General features: G+C 53.3%; 14 protein-coding genes. 8 read left to right on the top strand and 6 right to left on the bottom strand.

Translation table 11 applies throughout. The annotated features are described in order from the left end of the window. Positions 1 to 62: 62 nt before the first annotated feature. Positions 63 to 545, bottom strand: coding sequence for a hypothetical protein (locus tag J0A66_RS15685; protein ID WP_206574784.1), 483 nt, complete (start codon positions 543 to 545; stop codon positions 63 to 65). A gap of 176 nt (positions 546 to 721) precedes the next feature. Between J0A66_RS15685 and J0A66_RS15680 the strand changes: the two genes are divergently transcribed. The 4 genes from J0A66_RS15680 to J0A66_RS15665 are packed head-to-tail and all read left to right on the top strand — an operon-like array spanning position 722 to position 5,568. Beyond that, the gene (locus tag J0A66_RS15680; RefSeq protein WP_206574783.1) at positions 722 to 1,351 is read left to right on the top strand and encodes an XrtA/PEP-CTERM system exopolysaccharide export protein; all 630 of its coding nucleotides are present in this window, start codon (positions 722 to 724) and stop codon (positions 1,349 to 1,351) included. Positions 1,352 to 1,373: 22 nt separating this feature from the next. Beyond that, positions 1,374 to 2,978, top strand: a complete 1,605-nt coding sequence (locus J0A66_RS15675; protein WP_206574782.1) for an XrtA system polysaccharide chain length determinant — start codon at positions 1,374 to 1,376, stop codon at positions 2,976 to 2,978. After that, positions 2,975 to 3,946 carry an XrtA-associated tyrosine autokinase gene (locus J0A66_RS15670; RefSeq protein ID WP_206574781.1) on the top strand — a complete coding sequence of 324 codons (972 nt, stop codon included), beginning with the start codon at positions 2,975 to 2,977 and terminating at the stop codon, positions 3,944 to 3,946. The genes J0A66_RS15675 and J0A66_RS15670 overlap by 4 nt, the downstream gene beginning before the upstream one ends. Positions 3,947 to 3,948: 2 nt before the next feature. After that, the gene (locus tag J0A66_RS15665; protein WP_206574780.1) at positions 3,949 to 5,568 is read left to right on the top strand and encodes a TIGR03016 family PEP-CTERM system-associated outer membrane protein; all 1,620 of its coding nucleotides are present in this window, start codon (positions 3,949 to 3,951) and stop codon (positions 5,566 to 5,568) included. 49 nt (positions 5,569 to 5,617) lie between these two features. Here the strand turns inward: J0A66_RS15665 and J0A66_RS15660 are convergent, their stop codons facing one another. The 3 genes from J0A66_RS15660 to hldE all read right to left on the bottom strand — a co-directional run bounded on the left by J0A66_RS15660 (position 5,618) and on the right by hldE (position 8,605). Beyond that, on the bottom strand, positions 5,618 to 5,764 hold the full coding sequence (locus J0A66_RS15660; protein ID WP_206574779.1) for a hypothetical protein: 147 nt from the start codon (positions 5,762 to 5,764) through the stop codon (positions 5,618 to 5,620). Positions 5,765 to 6,023: 259 nt separating this feature from the next. Continuing rightward, on the bottom strand, positions 6,024 to 7,064 hold the full coding sequence (locus J0A66_RS15655; protein WP_206574778.1) for an XrtA/PEP-CTERM system-associated ATPase: 1,041 nt from the start codon (positions 7,062 to 7,064) through the stop codon (positions 6,024 to 6,026). Between the two features lie 113 nt (positions 7,065 to 7,177). After that, positions 7,178 to 8,605: a bifunctional D-glycero-beta-D-manno-heptose-7-phosphate kinase/D-glycero-beta-D-manno-heptose 1-phosphate adenylyltransferase HldE gene (gene hldE / locus J0A66_RS15650; RefSeq protein WP_206574777.1), complete on the bottom strand. Its 1,428-nt coding sequence runs from the start codon at positions 8,603 to 8,605 to the stop codon at positions 7,178 to 7,180. Positions 8,606 to 8,841: 236 nt separating this feature from the next. On the opposite strand from hldE, the gene lpxL reads away from it, so the two are divergent. After that, a complete protein-coding gene (lpxL, locus tag J0A66_RS15645; RefSeq protein WP_206574776.1) occupies positions 8,842 to 9,762 on the top strand; it encodes an LpxL/LpxP family Kdo(2)-lipid IV(A) lauroyl/palmitoleoyl acyltransferase in 921 nt (306 codons plus the stop codon). Between the two features lie 21 nt (positions 9,763 to 9,783). Then, on the top strand, positions 9,784 to 10,446 hold the full coding sequence (locus J0A66_RS15640; RefSeq protein WP_206574775.1) for a TcpQ domain-containing protein: 663 nt from the start codon (positions 9,784 to 9,786) through the stop codon (positions 10,444 to 10,446). On the opposite strand, the gene glnE is transcribed toward J0A66_RS15640, so the two are convergent. Beyond that, a complete protein-coding gene (glnE, locus tag J0A66_RS15635) occupies positions 10,443 to 13,304 on the bottom strand; it encodes a bifunctional [glutamate--ammonia ligase]-adenylyl-L-tyrosine phosphorylase/[glutamate--ammonia-ligase] adenylyltransferase (RefSeq protein ID WP_206574774.1) in 2,862 nt (953 codons plus the stop codon). The two genes, J0A66_RS15640 and glnE, sit on opposite strands and share 4 nt — an antisense overlap. A 134-nt stretch (positions 13,305 to 13,438) precedes the next feature. On the opposite strand from glnE, the gene J0A66_RS15630 reads away from it, so the two are divergent. Next, positions 13,439 to 14,341, top strand: coding sequence for a DUF350 domain-containing protein (locus J0A66_RS15630; protein WP_206574773.1), 903 nt, complete (start codon positions 13,439 to 13,441; stop codon positions 14,339 to 14,341). After that, the gene (locus tag J0A66_RS15625; RefSeq protein WP_206574772.1) at positions 14,341 to 15,132 is read left to right on the top strand and encodes a potassium channel family protein; all 792 of its coding nucleotides are present in this window, start codon (positions 14,341 to 14,343) and stop codon (positions 15,130 to 15,132) included. Before J0A66_RS15630 ends, J0A66_RS15625 begins: the two co-directional genes overlap by 1 nt. Here J0A66_RS15625 and J0A66_RS15620 read toward each other — a convergent pair. After that, positions 15,111 to 15,410 (bottom strand): GIY-YIG nuclease family protein, encoded by a 300-nt coding sequence (locus tag J0A66_RS15620; protein WP_206574771.1) that lies wholly within the window; start codon positions 15,408 to 15,410, stop codon positions 15,111 to 15,113. The two genes, J0A66_RS15625 and J0A66_RS15620, sit on opposite strands and share 22 nt — an antisense overlap. Between the last annotated feature and the right edge of the window lie 6 nt (positions 15,411 to 15,416).

Raw genomic sequence — 15,416 nt, 5'->3', positions numbered from 1 at the left:
AGATCTGCATTGGGCTGTAGAATTGCTGGCCCGAACCTGTTGCAGAGACCAGCAATCAAAAGCTAAGAAAAGCAATAGTTTAGAGGGGATTCTTGAGGCCTTTGGAGCTTAAGGTCCAGTGTATGACCCAGCCCTAACAGTCCAAGACGGTTGGAAAAATAACGAAACACCACCAGAGACAGAATAATCAATCCGGACGCGGTGGGCAGGTAATAAGGATGCATGGAAAGATTGATAAGAACGGTGCTGGTCAGCAGCTCCATCACAAAATAGCTAAGCGCCACACAGACAAATATGCGCCTTATTATTCCCCGAAAGGTTTCTCTGAGTTTGGGTTCGTATAAACCGACCGACAGCGCAGAAACCAGCACCAGAAAAGTCAACAGGGCGACATTGATTAACAGTTCCCGGCCTGCTGGCAGCGACTCACCGGTAATATGGATAATTAAGGCGTGGGCAACATAGGCCAAATAGGCGATTAGCGCTCCTTCTAACAACACCAGAATATTTGAGCGCTTGGACTGACGTCTGTTGGCTGCCTTCACTGGGAAACTTCCTTTACTATTACTGAGATTATTGCGACAGACGCTACGACTAAAATTACATTAGGGATAGACTAACTTTTTTTGTCATAGCATTATAGTGCTAAATGCTAATGCGAAATTACTGGGTTTGGCCAGACTTAAATCTTCGAAGTTTGTGAGTAAGGAATGCAACTGACATGAAAACAATCAGAACGGCTCAGCTTCTAGTGGTAACCCTGTTTACCCTCATAGGCACTGCCTGCAGCACCAATACGCTGCCGCCAGCAACGACTCATTCGTCATTAACCACCTCCATCGACAATTACAACTACCTGATCGGTCCCGGTGACACACTGAGTATTTTCGTGTGGAGAAACCCGGAGGTATCCGGCTCTTTTATCGTGCGCCCGGACGGTAAAATCACCACTTCACTGGTCGAAGACGTGGATGTGTCTGGCAAAACCCCAACACAACTGGCCAGGGACATAGAGGTAATACTGGGCAAGTTTATTCGGGACCCCATCGTGACGGTCAGCGTGACCGGCTTCTCGGGCCCTTTCAGCGAACAGGTCAGAGTAGTGGGTGAGGCAGCTAATCCGCAAGCCATCAACTACAAGGAAAATATGACCCTGCTGGACTTGATGATTGCCGTAGGCGGGCTCACGGAGTTCGCTGCGGGTGACAATGCCAAACTGATTCGGGTTTCTGGCAATAAGCAGCAGGAGTATTCGGTGCAACTCGACTCCCTGATCAAAGAAGGCGATATCAGTCAAAACGTCGACATACTGCCTGGTGACATTCTTATCATTCCAGAAGCCTGGTTCTAGACTTCGTTGAGTAGTAGCTAATATGATTGGATTTCAACAAGTTCTTGAACAGGTCCTGACGTACGTCAAAGGGATTTGGATCAAGAAGCGGTATGTCATTATTTCCTCCTGGCTCATCTGTCCAATCGGGTGGTTGTATGTGGTCTCCATGCCGGACACCTATCAGTCTTCAGCACGGGTATATGTAGACACTAACAGTCTGCTTCGACCCTTGCTCAGGGGCCTGGCCGTCTATAACAATCCAGAGCAGCAGATCAGTCTGGTGGCAAGAACTTTGCTCAGCCGGCCCAATCTGGAAAAAATTGCCCGGGAAGCGGATTTGGACATCACCACCAGAAATGCGGCAGAGTTTAATGAGCTGATTACCGGGCTCAGGGAGGATATCCAGCTCAGCAGCACCCGCGACGCGAATATCTACACCATCAGCTACACTTCGAACAATCCCACCATGGCACAACGCATTGTGCAGATTACCCTCAACGAATTTATCGAATCCAACCTGGGTAGTACCCGGCAAAGCAGCGATTCGGCAGAGGAATTTCTCGACAAGCAGATAAAGGAATATGAGGTCAGACTAATAGAAGCCGAGCAACGCCTGGCGGACTTCAAACGTTCGAGGCAGCAGGTTCTGCCTGGAGGAAGCGGCGACTTCTATACCCAACTACAGAATGAAAGAACCCTGCTGGAACAGGCAAGGCTGAGGCTGAGGGAACTACAGTCGCAGTTGGAGTCCGCCAAGGCTCAACTGGCAGGCGAGGAGCCAGTCTTCGGTCTGGTGACCCCGGAGCTGGAAGCCAATCCAGGGGTCAGTACCCAGTTCGATCATCGTATCGCCTCACTGGAAACCAATCTCGACGAACTGCTGATTCGCTATACCGACCAGCACCCTGATGTAGTTAAGACCCGTTCCTTACTGGATAATCTTAAAGCCGAGCGCAAGAAACAGCTCGAGAGCATGAGTAAAGTCGCCCAGGACACGGGTTCATACAATCAGTTTGGTAATATCAACCAGAATCCGGTTTACCAGCAGATGAAGATCACCGTATCCAACCTCGAAAGCGAGATTGCATCGATCAAAGTCAGAGTGGCGAACTTCGAGAAGAACGTACAGGACCTGGAAGAAAAAATTAACCTGATTCCGGAGTTGGAAGCCGAGCTTACCGGCCTGAACAGGGATTATGGGATTACCAAGGCCAAGTATGAGGAACTGCTCCAGCGCCGCGAGTCGGCACAGTTGTCCAGAAAGGCCGAGGCAACCAGTGACGACGTGCAGTTCAGAGTCATCGATCCGCCGCTGCTACCCACTAAGCCCACCGGTCCGATGCGTGTGCTGCTGTATACCGGGATTCTTATCATAGGGTTTGGGGCAGGCACTGCAATGGCCTTCCTGATGAGCCAGGTCAGTCCGGTTGTGGTAAACAGCAGCCAGTTGGTGGAGCACTTTAATATTCCCATACTGGGCAGTGTTACTCACCGTGAGCTGGCCAGGATGGTTAAAGTAAACCGGCAGAGATTGATGGTGTTTGCCTTTTCCTCTTCGGTTATCGTGGCCATCTATGTATTTCTGGTCGGCATAGAAGTGGTCTACGGCGGCTTTCCGGATCATCTGTTTGGGGGCTTCTTATGAGTACCATTGAGAAAGCGCTGCAACGCAAGAAAGCGGCCGAAGCTGAAAGGAAAAGACAACTCGAGGCCAAACAACAGGCGGACAGCTCAGCGGCCTCTGAAACCCAAAGCAAGGACAAGGAAACGGTTATCAGCCGGGCAGCGATGGCCAGATCCAAAGCCAGCCAGCAGGAGAATATGCCCCTTGCGGAACTCGCGGAAACAGAAGTCCGCCCGGTACCTGTAACGGTCGATGAAAAGCCGGTGCTGGAAATAGCACTGGACAGGGAGGGCTTTGTCTCATTGACGTCCAGCCGTTCCCGAACCAATGAGGAATTCCGCGCCATAAAACGCAAAGTACTCAACAATGCGTTTGGCCCCCTGGCCAAGACCCTGAACAATCCCAATATTGTTATGGTAACCAGTTGTAATCCCGGTGAAGGTAAAACTTACAACGCGGTAAACTTGGCTTTGAGTATTGCCTTGGAACAGGATAAAACCGTACTGCTGGTTGACGCAGATGTGCTAAGGCCAAACGTGATGAACACCTTACAGGTCAGTGCAGGCGACGGCCTGATGGAGCACCTGTTGGGCGAGGTGTCAGATGTATCCGAAGTGATGTACAACACCACATTGGACACCTTGCGGATCATTCCGGCCGGAAAAACACACCACCTATCCACCGAGCTGCTGGCCAGTGAGAAGATGTATGAAACCGTCCAGGAATTCGCCACCCGCTATCCTGATCGAATTGTGATCTTCGACACTCCCCCCTTGTTGGGTATCAACGAGACGGCAGTGTTGGCAAACCTGGCTGGCCAGGCCATTGTCGTAGTCGAAGAAGGACGCACCAAGCTCGCCGATATCAGCACTGCCATAGAGAGCCTGAACCCTGATATGGCAAAAGGATTTATTCTTAACAAGTCGCAGCGTCTGAAAGTTGGCGGGGATTACGGCTACGGTTATTACTATTCAGGGAGCAAAGAGTGACAGTGGCAAGGATCCCCGTCAAATTAACCTTTCTGAGCATTTCTGTGCTGTCGGGCCTGGCCACCCAGGCAGGCGAACTGACCTTTGCCCCAGAGATTACACTCTCCGGTGTGCAATACGAGACGGACTATGCCGAGCGGGAAGATTTGGACAATACAGCCATAGTGCTGAAACCCAGCCTGACCTCGAATTATGACAGCAGAATCTGGGATGCGGCACTGAGCGTTAAACACACTGCGGTGTTTCAGGACGAGAACAGCAGTGAACTGGATAAGAGCTTCACAGATTACCGCTTCAATTCCGATCTGAGCCTTTGGGACGACAGATTGGGTCTGCAGGTGAGCAGCAGTCGCACGAAACGGGCGACGTCTCAGGCAGACAGCCTGGTGGTGGATCCGCTGCTTGGCGCATCAGAACTGGTCAAGTCCCGCAACCGGAATGCCGTGTTGAGTTTTGAGAGCAGAGACTCAGGGGTGATTGCCTTCTCGGGCTCCGCCTCTGCAGGGGAGGTCGAAACCGGCTCGTTCGAGGAAGGCGGCAATAACAGTTTTCGTGGTCTGAACAACAAGAATTACCAGACTGTGGCCCGTCTCTATCAGGGCAACGACATCAACAACCTGTATTTCGATATCACGTCTCAATACAGCCTGACCAAGCGAGAGGCCGAGAGGGGGGACTTCGAGTCGCGAAATCTGTCCGCCCGAGCCGGCGTGGCCCTGACGGAAAGAATATATGCCATTGTACGCGGCAATGATGACAGCAATAAGATAGAAGACTCTGAGATATCCTCGGGTCAGTTGGAGTCCACTACGTATGGAGCGGGGCTGGAATGGCGACGCTCCAGCAATCGTTACATCGCTGTGACGTATAACCAGTACGAGCAGAATGACAGAAAACAACAGTATGTTGGACTGGATCTGAACTGGGCCTTTACTCAGCGGACCTCTGTTTCTGCCAACATCGGTAAGCGCTTTTTCGGTGACAGTTATCAGTTCTCCCTGGAGCACAACACCAAGCACTGGCGCAGCCAGATTGGTTATTCAGACAGCCTGACCAGTTTCACCCGACAACAGTTGGTAACTGAGGATCTGGGTGTGTTTGTCTGCCCCATTGGCGAGCTCGATCCAACCCAGTGTTTTCAACCCGATAGTCCAAATTATGAGCCAGGCGCCGGCGAACAGTTCCTTAACTTTGTTAATCAGGACATCGAGTTGAGTGAAGAAGTGATTCTGAATAAGAGCGCTTTCGCCAGCCTGGGTTTCGAACGTCGCAAGATCTCCTTGTCGCTGAACTACCGCTACAGCGAGCAGGAGTATATTGAACGGGCGAGAGAACAAAGAACCAGTGGCATGCAATTCTCGGCCACCTATGAAATGGGCCCGAGGACCAGCCTGCAGTTGCAAAGCGCATTCAGTAAAACAGAAAACCTGCTGCAGTTCGGGGAAAGGAAGGCAACCAACAGCAGTATTGGTATCAACCGTGAGCTGAACAGGGACATGGATCTGAACCTGTCTTATCGGTATGTCGATAACGACAACGAAGGTGATACCTTTGGCGGCGGGCTGTCTGCTCAAAGTTACACGGACCACCGGGTCACCCTCTCACTGGTCTACAGGCTTTGATTCGAGAAGCACAGAGTCCGGTTGAGAATTAAAAATCGGACTCCGGCGACTAAGAAATCAATATCAGTAGCGCAAAGGCCCCCAGACTGAGCAACAGCAGTTCCCTGTCATATTTGCCATGGTAGTACCCCTGTCGGCGAGATCGGCTTCGTCCTTTCACACCTGCCGTAGCAGAATCAAAATCCAACCTGTTCATTATATTCCCCAAAAGGCTTACTGAGTTTTCTTATTCTTATTTAACTCCTCCTGAGTCAATTTATTTTTGTACAAGAATCCTTCTAATTAACTCATAGTAACCTATTGTTTGTCAGGTTCAAGTACCTCAAAGGACTAAAGTCTTAACTCTTAAGGAAATTGTCCTGAAAATTAGTCAGCCACTATCCATAATGGGGAAATACCCGACCGGAGTTTGATTTCACTTACTCCTGTTGCGCTGATTCAACTAAGTTGTCCTGCTATTCGGTGTCATCAGTTTTTAACCTGACATAAGTCTTGTATTTTTTCTTTAATAACTTGTCTATATAACGGGTCAGTTTAACTTTCTGGCTGATTGCGTCATCCAGGGCATCGGTCAGTTCCTTGAGCATACCCTTGTAATGCTGGATATCCTTGATTTCCGCATCGCCCTGAGCATTGGTTTCACGAATAGGACTTTCCACGTCCACCGGCGCCGGCGGCGGCTGGATAAACATTTCGTCGGCCACTTCATTGACCACAGCCTCCACCGCTGTTTCATCCAGGGTTTCCAGTTCTTCCAGGAATCCGTACAACAATATCCTGTCGGTCAGGGTATTGATTTTGCGTGGCACGCCCTGGGTGAATTCGAAAATCTTCTGATAGGCACCATCCGTAAATAAGGCGCGACCGCACCAGCCGGCATGGAACAGGCGAAAATCGATGTAATTTTTGACATCCTCGTCAGTCAGGGGAGAAAGGTGGCAGGAAGCCACAATACGCTGTCTGAACTGTTCCATATTCGGCGCTCGCAGAATTGGCTGCAATTCCTCCTGCCCGAGCAGAAAGCTCTGTAAGAGTGGCTTACCCTTGGCCTGGAAATTTGACAGCATGCGCAGCTCTTCGATGGTTTCCAGCGGCAGGTTCTGCGCCTCATCCACCAGCAACAGAGCCCGTTTACCCTGCTGATGTAACTGGAACAGGAATTTCTCCAGATCCTTAAGTATATCGGCCTTAGTCTTGCCATCAGTGTTAAGTTCGAACTTGCTGGCCACCATCTTGACCAGCTCGTCGGGGGACAACTTTGGCGTGACGATCTGGGCGGCGAAAATATCCTCCTGGATCTCTTCCAGCAGACTGTTGGCAATAGTGGTTTTACCTGTGCCGATTCCACCGGTAATCACGATAAAGCCCTCCGCCTGGGTCAGGCCATATTCCAGATAGGACAGCGCCCGTTTGTGCCACTTACTGGCGAAGAAAAAGCCCGGATCAGGGGTGAGCTGGAAGGGCTTGGCGTTGAGTCCATAAAAGCTTTCGTACATGAATCACTCACTTCATTGAAAAGGCCGGTCTTTCCTTACCGGCCGGCGCGAAACCAATCTCGGCAATCATGCTAAGGCCTGGCTGCATAACAAGCAAACAGTTCAGACAATGGTCAGGATTCTTCGCTGTGCCGAATCCGTTCGATAATTTTGCTGGTCGAGACGCCGTCCTCGAAATTGAGTACCCTGACTTCGCCGCCGTTATCCCAGACCTGCCGGCTGCCTGCGATCTGTTCCGGCTTGTAGTCGCCCCCTTTCACCAGAATATCGGGCAGAATGTCGCTGATGACCCGCTCCGGCGTGTCCTCAGAAAATGCAAACACCCAATCCACAGATGAGAGTCCGGCCAACACCGACATCCTCCGCTCGACGCCGTTGACCGGCCGCCCTGCTCCCTTGAGTTTGCGCACCGACTCATCATCGTTAACGGCTACAATCAGCCGGTCACCCAGTTTACCGGCACTTTCCAGGTAGGAGACATGGCCGGCATGCAGGATATCGAAACAGCCGTTGGTCATGACGACCGTCTCGCCGCGCACTCTGGCCGCATCCACCGCCATCCTGACCTGCTGTTCAGTCATGACCCCCCGACCAATATCCTGCTCCTGTGCCACCGCAACCGTCAGCTCTGAAAGACTGACCGTTGAGGTACCCAGTTTGCCGACCACTATACCTGCCGCAGCATTGGCCAGGACACTCGCATCTGCCCAGGAGCTGCCGGCAGCAACGCTGGCGGCGAGGGTGGCAATGACCGTATCGCCGGCGCCGGTCACATCGAAGACCTCTTTGGCCTTGGCCGGCAGATGCAACTCTGTGCTGTCAGGGACAATCAGGGTCATGCCCTGCTCAGAGCGGGTGACCAGCAAGGCATCCAGCGCCAGTTCAGAAACCATCTGCTGGGCCCTGTCCACCAGGCTGTTCTCATCCGGGCAAAGGCCGGCCACCTGCTGGAATTCACTCATATTGGGGGTTAATAGGCTCGCCCCCCGGTACTTGGCAAAGTCGCTGCCTTTGGGATCCACCACTACCGGCAATCCCGCCTCTCTGGCCATCTCAATCAATTGGCTCACATGGCTCAGACAGCCCTTGTCATAGTCGGAAAGCAGCAACAGGTCATGCTCTTTGAGCACGGCGGCCACATCGGCAAGCAGCGGCTGCTTGTCTATGTTGGCAAAACTTTCTTCAAAATCGAGCCGGATCAGCTGCTGGTTGCGACTCAGTACGCGCAGCTTGGTGATAGTTTCCCGGCTGGCTTCCTGCTGGAACAGGCAACGCACGCCCACTGCCTGCATTTTCTGCATCAGGGTCCCGGCTGCTTCGTCCCGGCCGGTGAGCCCCACCAGAGTAACCTTGGCACCAAGAGCCGACAGATTCAGCGCCACATTGGCCGCGCCGCCGGGCCTGTCCTCATTCTGGCTTATCCGAACCACCGGCACCGGCGCTTCGGGAGAAATTCGCGCCGTGGAGCCAGACCAGTACCGGTCCAGCATCAGGTCGCCCACTACCAGGATCCTGGCCTGGGAAAAATCGGGTAATTGCATGGCTGATCAATCCTTTAAATGACTGCGTCCATTGTATCACAGGCTGCCGAAGCTCGAACCAGCACAGAAGTGTCCGATATGACGGGCGGACAATTTGGGTTAAAATGTGCGGCAAAAAGTCAAAGGACGTGATTATCCTTCTTGTTTTGAGCGCTGCTGACGGTCATTGTTTTCGTTGGCAATAAGCAAAGAAGTGAAGTTTAGTGCGTCGGATATATAAAGGATAAGCGCGCCCTATGCAGGCCAAGGCTCCCCGTTTCGAATTCGCATTTTTTCATCCCAAATACTGGCCGACCTGGCTGAGCATTATCCTGCTGTATCTGATTTCGTGGCTGCCCTACCGCCTGCAGTTGTGGCTGGGAAAGGGGGTCGGTCGTCTGCTGTTCCGCTTGCTTAAGTCCCGGCGCAAAGTTGCAGTGCGGAATCTGGAACTGTGTTTTCCGCAAATGAGTCCGGCCGAGCGGGACAAGCTGCTAAGACAAAACTTCGATAACGCCGGCATGGCAATGTTTGAAGCCGGTATGGGCTGGTGGTGGCCGGACTGGCGGGTCAGACGTCTTGGCAAGGTGGTCGGCTATGAACATATCGAGGAGATACTGGCCAAAGGCAAAGGTGTGCTGGGGTTGGCCATTCACAATATGAACCTTGAGTTCAACTGCCGGGTCATGGGTCTGCGGCATCCGTCCGTGGCTTTCTACCGCCGGCACAATAACCCACTGATGGAATACATGCAGTATCACGGCCGGGCCCGGTCCAATAAATACATGTTGCATAAGCGGGCCGTCGGCGATTTACTCAAGGCGCTGAACGAGAATGAACTCTGCCTGTATTTACCCGATCAGGACTACGGCCCCACCCGCTGTGAGTTTGTACCATTTTTCGCCGTGGAAAACACCGCTACCACAACAGGTACGCTCCTGTTTGCCGGCAATGCCAACTGTGAGACGGTGTTCCTGTTGCCCCTTCGTACAGGCACAGGATATGAGATACATGTGTTGCCCGGCCTTGAAGATTTTCCCTCCGGTGACGATAAAAAGGATGTGGCCAGGATTAACAGGCAAATAGAACAGATGGTCAGCGTCGCCCCGGAGCAGTACTTGTGGATGCATAAGCGCTTCAAGACACGGCCGGCAGACAATCAGGATCCCTTGTACTGATGAGAGTAGAATAGTCGCAGTATGAAAAAAAGAACCTACAATCCCGGTGTATTCTGGGCCAAGCATCTGGGGCTGGCCCTGGCGCTGATTGTGATTGCTGTGCTGGTCATCAATATCGACAAGATCCGCAGCAATGCCCCTGTTCCAAAAGGGCAAACGGTTAACAAGGACCCTGCCCGGGGCCTGTCCGATTTCTATGCCCAGTACCGCTCAGGTCCGAGTCTACCCCTGCTGGATCCACAGAGTGATTTTGTCATGGACCTTAATCAGCAGGACAAGCCCCTCGATAGCCGCCTCCAGGAAATGGAAAGCATCCAGAAACCGGCTTCCGGCAGGTGGCAGGGTGAACATAAGTACCGAACCTTCAAGGCCGGTGGGACGCTCAGGGAGATTATTACCAACTATGCCCAATCTGAGGGCATGCAGGTCATATGGGAGTTGAATCAGGACTTTGTCGTCAAAAACAACTTTCAGGTGGAGGACACGGTGATAGGGACAATGAACAAGATTGCCCGGGCCATAGACAGCAACTTTGCCGGTACCGTAGAGGGATTTTTCTGCCCCAGGCAGCGCAGCCTGGTGATCACAGACAATGCCACCGACTACCTTCGTCAGCATTGCACCCCTTCAGACCCCGAGCTAAGCCGCCTGGTCGAACAGGAACGTTCCCTGAGCAGAAACTAGGACCGGTCTGCCCTGCCCAGGGTCTGCTCCCAGATGCCACGCACGAAATCTCTCATCTGCTCAAATTCATCGGAATCAACGATGGCGGGCTGTCCCTGCAGGACAAAGCGATGACCTGCATTGCGATAAGCCAGATAGGCCTGGGTCAGTTGCTCCGCCACCTCAGGTTTGATGACAGCCTGAATCTTGAGGCTTTCAAGGATCCTGACATTGTCAGACCAGTAACAGATTTCTGGTATCCGGTGGCTCTCACTCAGTACCCAAAACTGGGTCAGAAATTCAATATCGGCGATGCCCCCACTGCCCTGTTTGAGATCAAAACCCTGGCTTTTCTCGAGGTGCGAACGCATCTTCTCTCGCATTTCCCGGACTTCTGCGGCCAGCTTCTGCTTATTTCTGGGCAGGCATAACACTGAGCGACGAAGTCCGGCAAAAGTGGTGGCCAGGGAATCGTCGCCGAAGACGAAGCGGCTGCGGGCCAGGGCCTGATGTTCCCAGGTCCAGGCCTCCTTGTGCAGATATTCGCCAAAGGCATCCATATGGCAGACCAACAGGCCGGCGTTACCTGAGGGTCGCAGTCGCAGGTCGGTTTCATAGAGATCCCCGGAGGCCGTTTTGGTATTGAACAGATGCATGACGCGCTGCGCCAGTTTCAGGTAAAACTGCCGGGACTCGATGGGCTTGGGTCCGTCGGTGTCCGCATTGCTGTCACAATTGTGCAGGAACACCAAGTCAAGGTCTGAGCCATAGCCCAGTTCCCAACCTCCAAGCTTGCCGTAGCCAATCACCGCAAAACCAGTCTGCCCTTCCGGTATGCCATGGGGGCGCCCGTAGCGCTGGACCATCTGTTGCCAGGCATCCAGCACCACCTGGCGAATCAACGCCTCAGCCAGGAAGGTCAGATGATCACTGACCTTCATCACCGGCAACACCCCGGTTATATCCGCCGCGGCTATCTTGAGCTGCTGGCTTAGCTTGAACTGACGCAGCCCTTCCATCTGGGCTTCCAAATCCTGCTCGGGAATGCGCAGCATAAATTGACGCAATTCGCTGGCGTAACTGTCCTGTGGCACCAACTCGTAGAGATGCTGAGGACTGAGCAATTCGTCCAGCAGAATGGGAAAACGGCTCACCTGCTCTGCAATCCAGGGGCTGGCGTCACAAAGCCTGACCAATTGCGCCAGGGCACCAGGATTTTCCAGCAGTAACTCCAGATAGGTGGTGCGCCGGCACACCGATTTGATGACGTGGAGCAGTCTTTCCAGCAAAGTGGTGGGCTTCTCGCTTTTATCCAGCACGGCCGCCAACATCCAGGGCATCAGTTTATCCAGCGTCTCCCTGCCCCGCTTACCCATGGACCGCTGGCGTATATCGCTGGCAAAGCCGTTCAGGGCCCGCCAGAACTGCTCCGCCAGCTCTGCACTCAGGTGTTTTTCCAGCAGGCTGTGCGCTTCTTCGTCTGACAGGGGAAGGGTCCAGAGATCGTGCAAGTCACTCGCGTCCTTCGATCCATGACTTTCCTGCTCATCGCCAATCAGTTCCTGGAACTGACAGTGAATATCCCGCATGTGGTCATTCAGGTGCTGCAGAAAGGCGTTGTAATCTGCGAACCCCATGACTAGAGACAGTCTCAGGCGATCTTCCTCGTTGTCAGGCAGGGTCTGAGTCTGTTCATCGGCCAACTCCTGCAGGCAATGTTCCGTCCTGCGCAGAAACCGGTAACTTGCCGCCAGTCGGTCGGCATCCTGATCTTCCAGCCATTGCCGTTTTTTCAGCACCGACAACACACTGAGCAGATTAGGCTGCTGCAGTTCCTGCTCTCTGCCGCCCCGGATTAACTGAAAGGTCTGCACGATGAATTCCACTTCGCGGATTCCGCCGGCACCCAGTTTGATATTACCCGAGAGTTGACGACGTCTGACTTCCTGGCTGATCAGCCGTTTCATATTACGCAGGGCTTCTATGGCGCTGAAGTCTATATAACGGCGAAATACGAAGGGTCGCAGAATCGTACGAAGCTCCTCACTGTATTGGCCATCCGGATTGATGACCCGGGCCTTAACCATGGCGTAGCGTTCCCATTCCCGGCCCTGTTCCTGATAGTAATCTTCCAGGGCGGAAAAATGTGTGACCAGTGGGCCACTGTCCCCGAATGGCCGCAATCGCATGTCAACCCGGAACACCCGTCCATCGGCAGTCATGCTGTCCAGCGCGCCAATCAGCTTCTGACCCAGCTTGGTAAAAAACTGCTGGTTCTCAATCACTTTGCGTCCGCCCGAGGTTTCTCCCGGCGCCGGATAACAGAAGATCAGGTCAATGTCGGAGGAGAAATTCAGCTCACGGCCACCCAGTTTACCCATGCCCAGGATCAACATGGGCTGAGGCCGGCCATCCAGCATGGGCGAACCGTACCTTTCACTCAGATGCTGGTAACACCAGTCATATGCCTTGCTGATCAGCACATCCGACAGCTGGGAAACCTGGTGCAGGGCTTCGTCAATGGGCAGCTGGCCGCTCAGATCCAGCCAGGCCAGGCGCACCATATGCAGGCGCCGGAAATGTCGTAACCTGCATTTAAGACTGTCTTCGTCGCTGACATCGCGCAGCAGTTTATCCAGTTCGTCTGCATAGTCGGGTTGCTCTGGCACCAGGTGGCTGCCGAGCAGACGCTCAAGCAACTCCGGCTCCTGGATACAACTCCTGGCGACAAAATCGCTCAGGGCAAACAATGGGACGGCGCGCTTCCTCAGGGGTTGCAGTGTCTCGGGTTGTTTGTGCATCTCCAGCAACTGCTGCCAGTACTTTTCGGCCACACCCTGCAGCGGCGCTGGTATGGATAACTCATCAATGGCGCTCATCTTAACTCCCCCTGAATAGCTGGCTCATGATGCCAGTGCATGCGGTATCCGCCAAGTATCTGTGTCCCTGACTTGCACAGTTACCTTAACCTGCTGAATAATGGCCGTTATTGGTTACCCATCCGGGATACTGCATGGAATCTTTTCTGCTCGGACTGCCCCTGTCCTATTCAACCCTGTTGTATCTTGGTATGGATATGGCCATCGGCCTGTTCCTGTTGGCCATGATGCGCTGGGTCTATGGTTTGTGGACCAAAGTGGACAGCACGGCTCAACTGGCAGAAAAAGACAATTTCGCCTTTGGCATCAGTGTCGCTTCGAGCCTGTTCTCCCTGAGTATTGTGCTCTGGAGCGCGGCAGAGCGTGCCTCGGCCGGTGACTATCTGGACAAGTCCCTGCAGATGATAGTCTATGGGGTGGCAGGCATCCTGTTGATCAAAGTGGGCCGGACCATTCATGACAGGTTGATCCTCAACCGCCTGGACAAGCAGGAGCAGATCCTGAACCGCAATGTCAGCATTGCCCTGGTGGATGGGGCCAGTTCTATCGCCATGGCCATCATAGTACGAAGTGTTCTGCTATGGACCAAAGGCTTTGATTTACAAAGCGGCATCGCCGTATTGACCGGTTTCTTTGTTGCCCTGACCGTTATGTTGGTGACCACCCGGCTGATGGAGCGTCGATTCGCCAGAGACAATCAGAATGACTCCATGCAGGAAGTGCTGGTTCGCGGCCAGGTGGCTCTGGCCATTCAACATGGGGGCAACCTGCTTGGCACAGCGCTAGCCGTGACGGCGGCCAGCCAGTTGCTTTATTACCAGCCCGACGCCTATATCAGCAACCTGATTAACTGGCTGTTCCTGGCCCTGCTCTTTACCCTGTTGACCATCCTGCTGTCACGCATAGCGCAAAAACTTATCCTACGGGGTATTAACCTGGTCCGCGAAGTGGATCAGCAGCATAATGTGGGAGTTGCCAGCATTGAAATGGCTCTGACCATAGGGATGGCGCTATTGCTCACCGGGCTGGTGTCCTGATGGCGTTACCCGGCAAGAAACGCATCAAGATAGGTGCCTTCGATCTGGCCATGATGGTATTGTCCATTGTGGCGGTGCTCAATATCTGTGTGATCATCCTGGCCAGACTGCCACCCGATGTGCGTCATTATCTGGTATTTATGGATACCATTATCTGTTTGTTGTTCCTGACCCATTTCTCCTACAGCCTCGCCACGGCAGATAACCGCAGGGACTATTTCAGAACCCACTGGATAGATCTGCTGGCCAGTATTCCACTGATCGAGCCCTTCCGGATCGCCCGTTTCCTGCAGGTTCTGAGGGTCATCAAGCTGCTCAAACAGACCCGTCATCTGGCGTTTCCTTCGCTGAAGGACAGAATCCAGGCCACTCTTGCCACCATGATGGTGACCCTGGTGCTGCTGATCGGCGCGGCAGGACTGTCTATCTACCTGATAGAGCATGACTTGCCCGGCGCCAACATCAAAAGCGCCGAAGACGCCATATGGTGGAGTCTGGTCACTATTTCCACTGTCGGCTACGGAGACTACTACCCGGTTTCCACTGCAGGACGGCTGGTCAGCATGCTGTTGATTATCAGCGGGGTCAGCCTGTTCGGGGTGATTTCTGGTTATATCGCCTCGTTTTTCATCACCCCGGAGGAAAAGGATCAACTGGCCGTGCAGAATCACCGCATCACCAACCTGCAAAAACAGCTCGATCAGGTGCAGGCGTCACTGGAGCAGATTCACACCTTACTGGCAACTCGTTCCCGGTCGGGGTCGGAGGATCAGGAAAGGGACGGCAAATAGCTGTCGGGTGTTATGAGGGTTCCGGCCACCCACTGGCGTTTTTGATCCTTGGAGAGGGACTTTACCCAGCATTCCAGTCGACTCGCTCCGCTGCGATCCCCCGCCCAGCACTGATAGATAAACGTCAATGGACCTTTACCCTTCAGGGCCTTAGCGGCCCTGGGGCCTCCTTGCTGGTGTTCGGCAAAGCGCCGCTGCGGGTCCGGACTGATGCCCGTGTACCAGTGGCCGAGACGGTTTTCGACAATATACAGATACCATTGTTGTTCAGTTTTCATTGTTTT

The organism is Bowmanella dokdonensis (genome assembly GCF_017254865.1).
Classification (GTDB): domain Bacteria; phylum Pseudomonadota; class Gammaproteobacteria; order Enterobacterales; family Alteromonadaceae; genus Bowmanella; species Bowmanella dokdonensis.
This window is presented reverse-complemented; position numbering and strand designations above follow the sequence as displayed.

Excerpts from the sequence above, each read along its gene's own strand:
- J0A66_RS15680 (WP_206574783.1), top strand. The coding sequence starts at position 722 with ATGAAAACAATCAGAACGGCTCAGCTTCTAGTGGTAACCCTGTTTACC.
- J0A66_RS15675 (WP_206574782.1), top strand. The coding sequence starts at position 1,374 with ATGATTGGATTTCAACAAGTTCTTGAACAGGTCCTGACGTACGTCAAA.
- J0A66_RS15670 (WP_206574781.1), top strand. The coding sequence starts at position 2,975 with ATGAGTACCATTGAGAAAGCGCTGCAACGCAAGAAAGCGGCCGAAGCT.
- J0A66_RS15660 (WP_206574779.1), bottom strand. The coding sequence starts at position 5,764 with ATGAACAGGTTGGATTTTGATTCTGCTACGGCAGGTGTGAAAGGACGA.
- J0A66_RS15655 (WP_206574778.1), bottom strand. The coding sequence starts at position 7,064 with ATGTACGAAAGCTTTTATGGACTCAACGCCAAGCCCTTCCAGCTCACC.
- hldE (WP_206574777.1), bottom strand. The coding sequence starts at position 8,605 with ATGCAATTACCCGATTTTTCCCAGGCCAGGATCCTGGTAGTGGGCGAC.
- lpxL (WP_206574776.1), top strand. The coding sequence starts at position 8,842 with ATGCAGGCCAAGGCTCCCCGTTTCGAATTCGCATTTTTTCATCCCAAA.
- J0A66_RS15640 (WP_206574775.1), top strand. The coding sequence starts at position 9,784 with ATGAAAAAAAGAACCTACAATCCCGGTGTATTCTGGGCCAAGCATCTG.
- glnE (WP_206574774.1), bottom strand. The coding sequence starts at position 13,304 with ATGAGCGCCATTGATGAGTTATCCATACCAGCGCCGCTGCAGGGTGTG.
- J0A66_RS15630 (WP_206574773.1), top strand. The coding sequence starts at position 13,439 with ATGGAATCTTTTCTGCTCGGACTGCCCCTGTCCTATTCAACCCTGTTG.
- J0A66_RS15625 (WP_206574772.1), top strand. The coding sequence starts at position 14,341 with ATGGCGTTACCCGGCAAGAAACGCATCAAGATAGGTGCCTTCGATCTG.
- J0A66_RS15620 (WP_206574771.1), bottom strand. The coding sequence starts at position 15,410 with ATGAAAACTGAACAACAATGGTATCTGTATATTGTCGAAAACCGTCTC.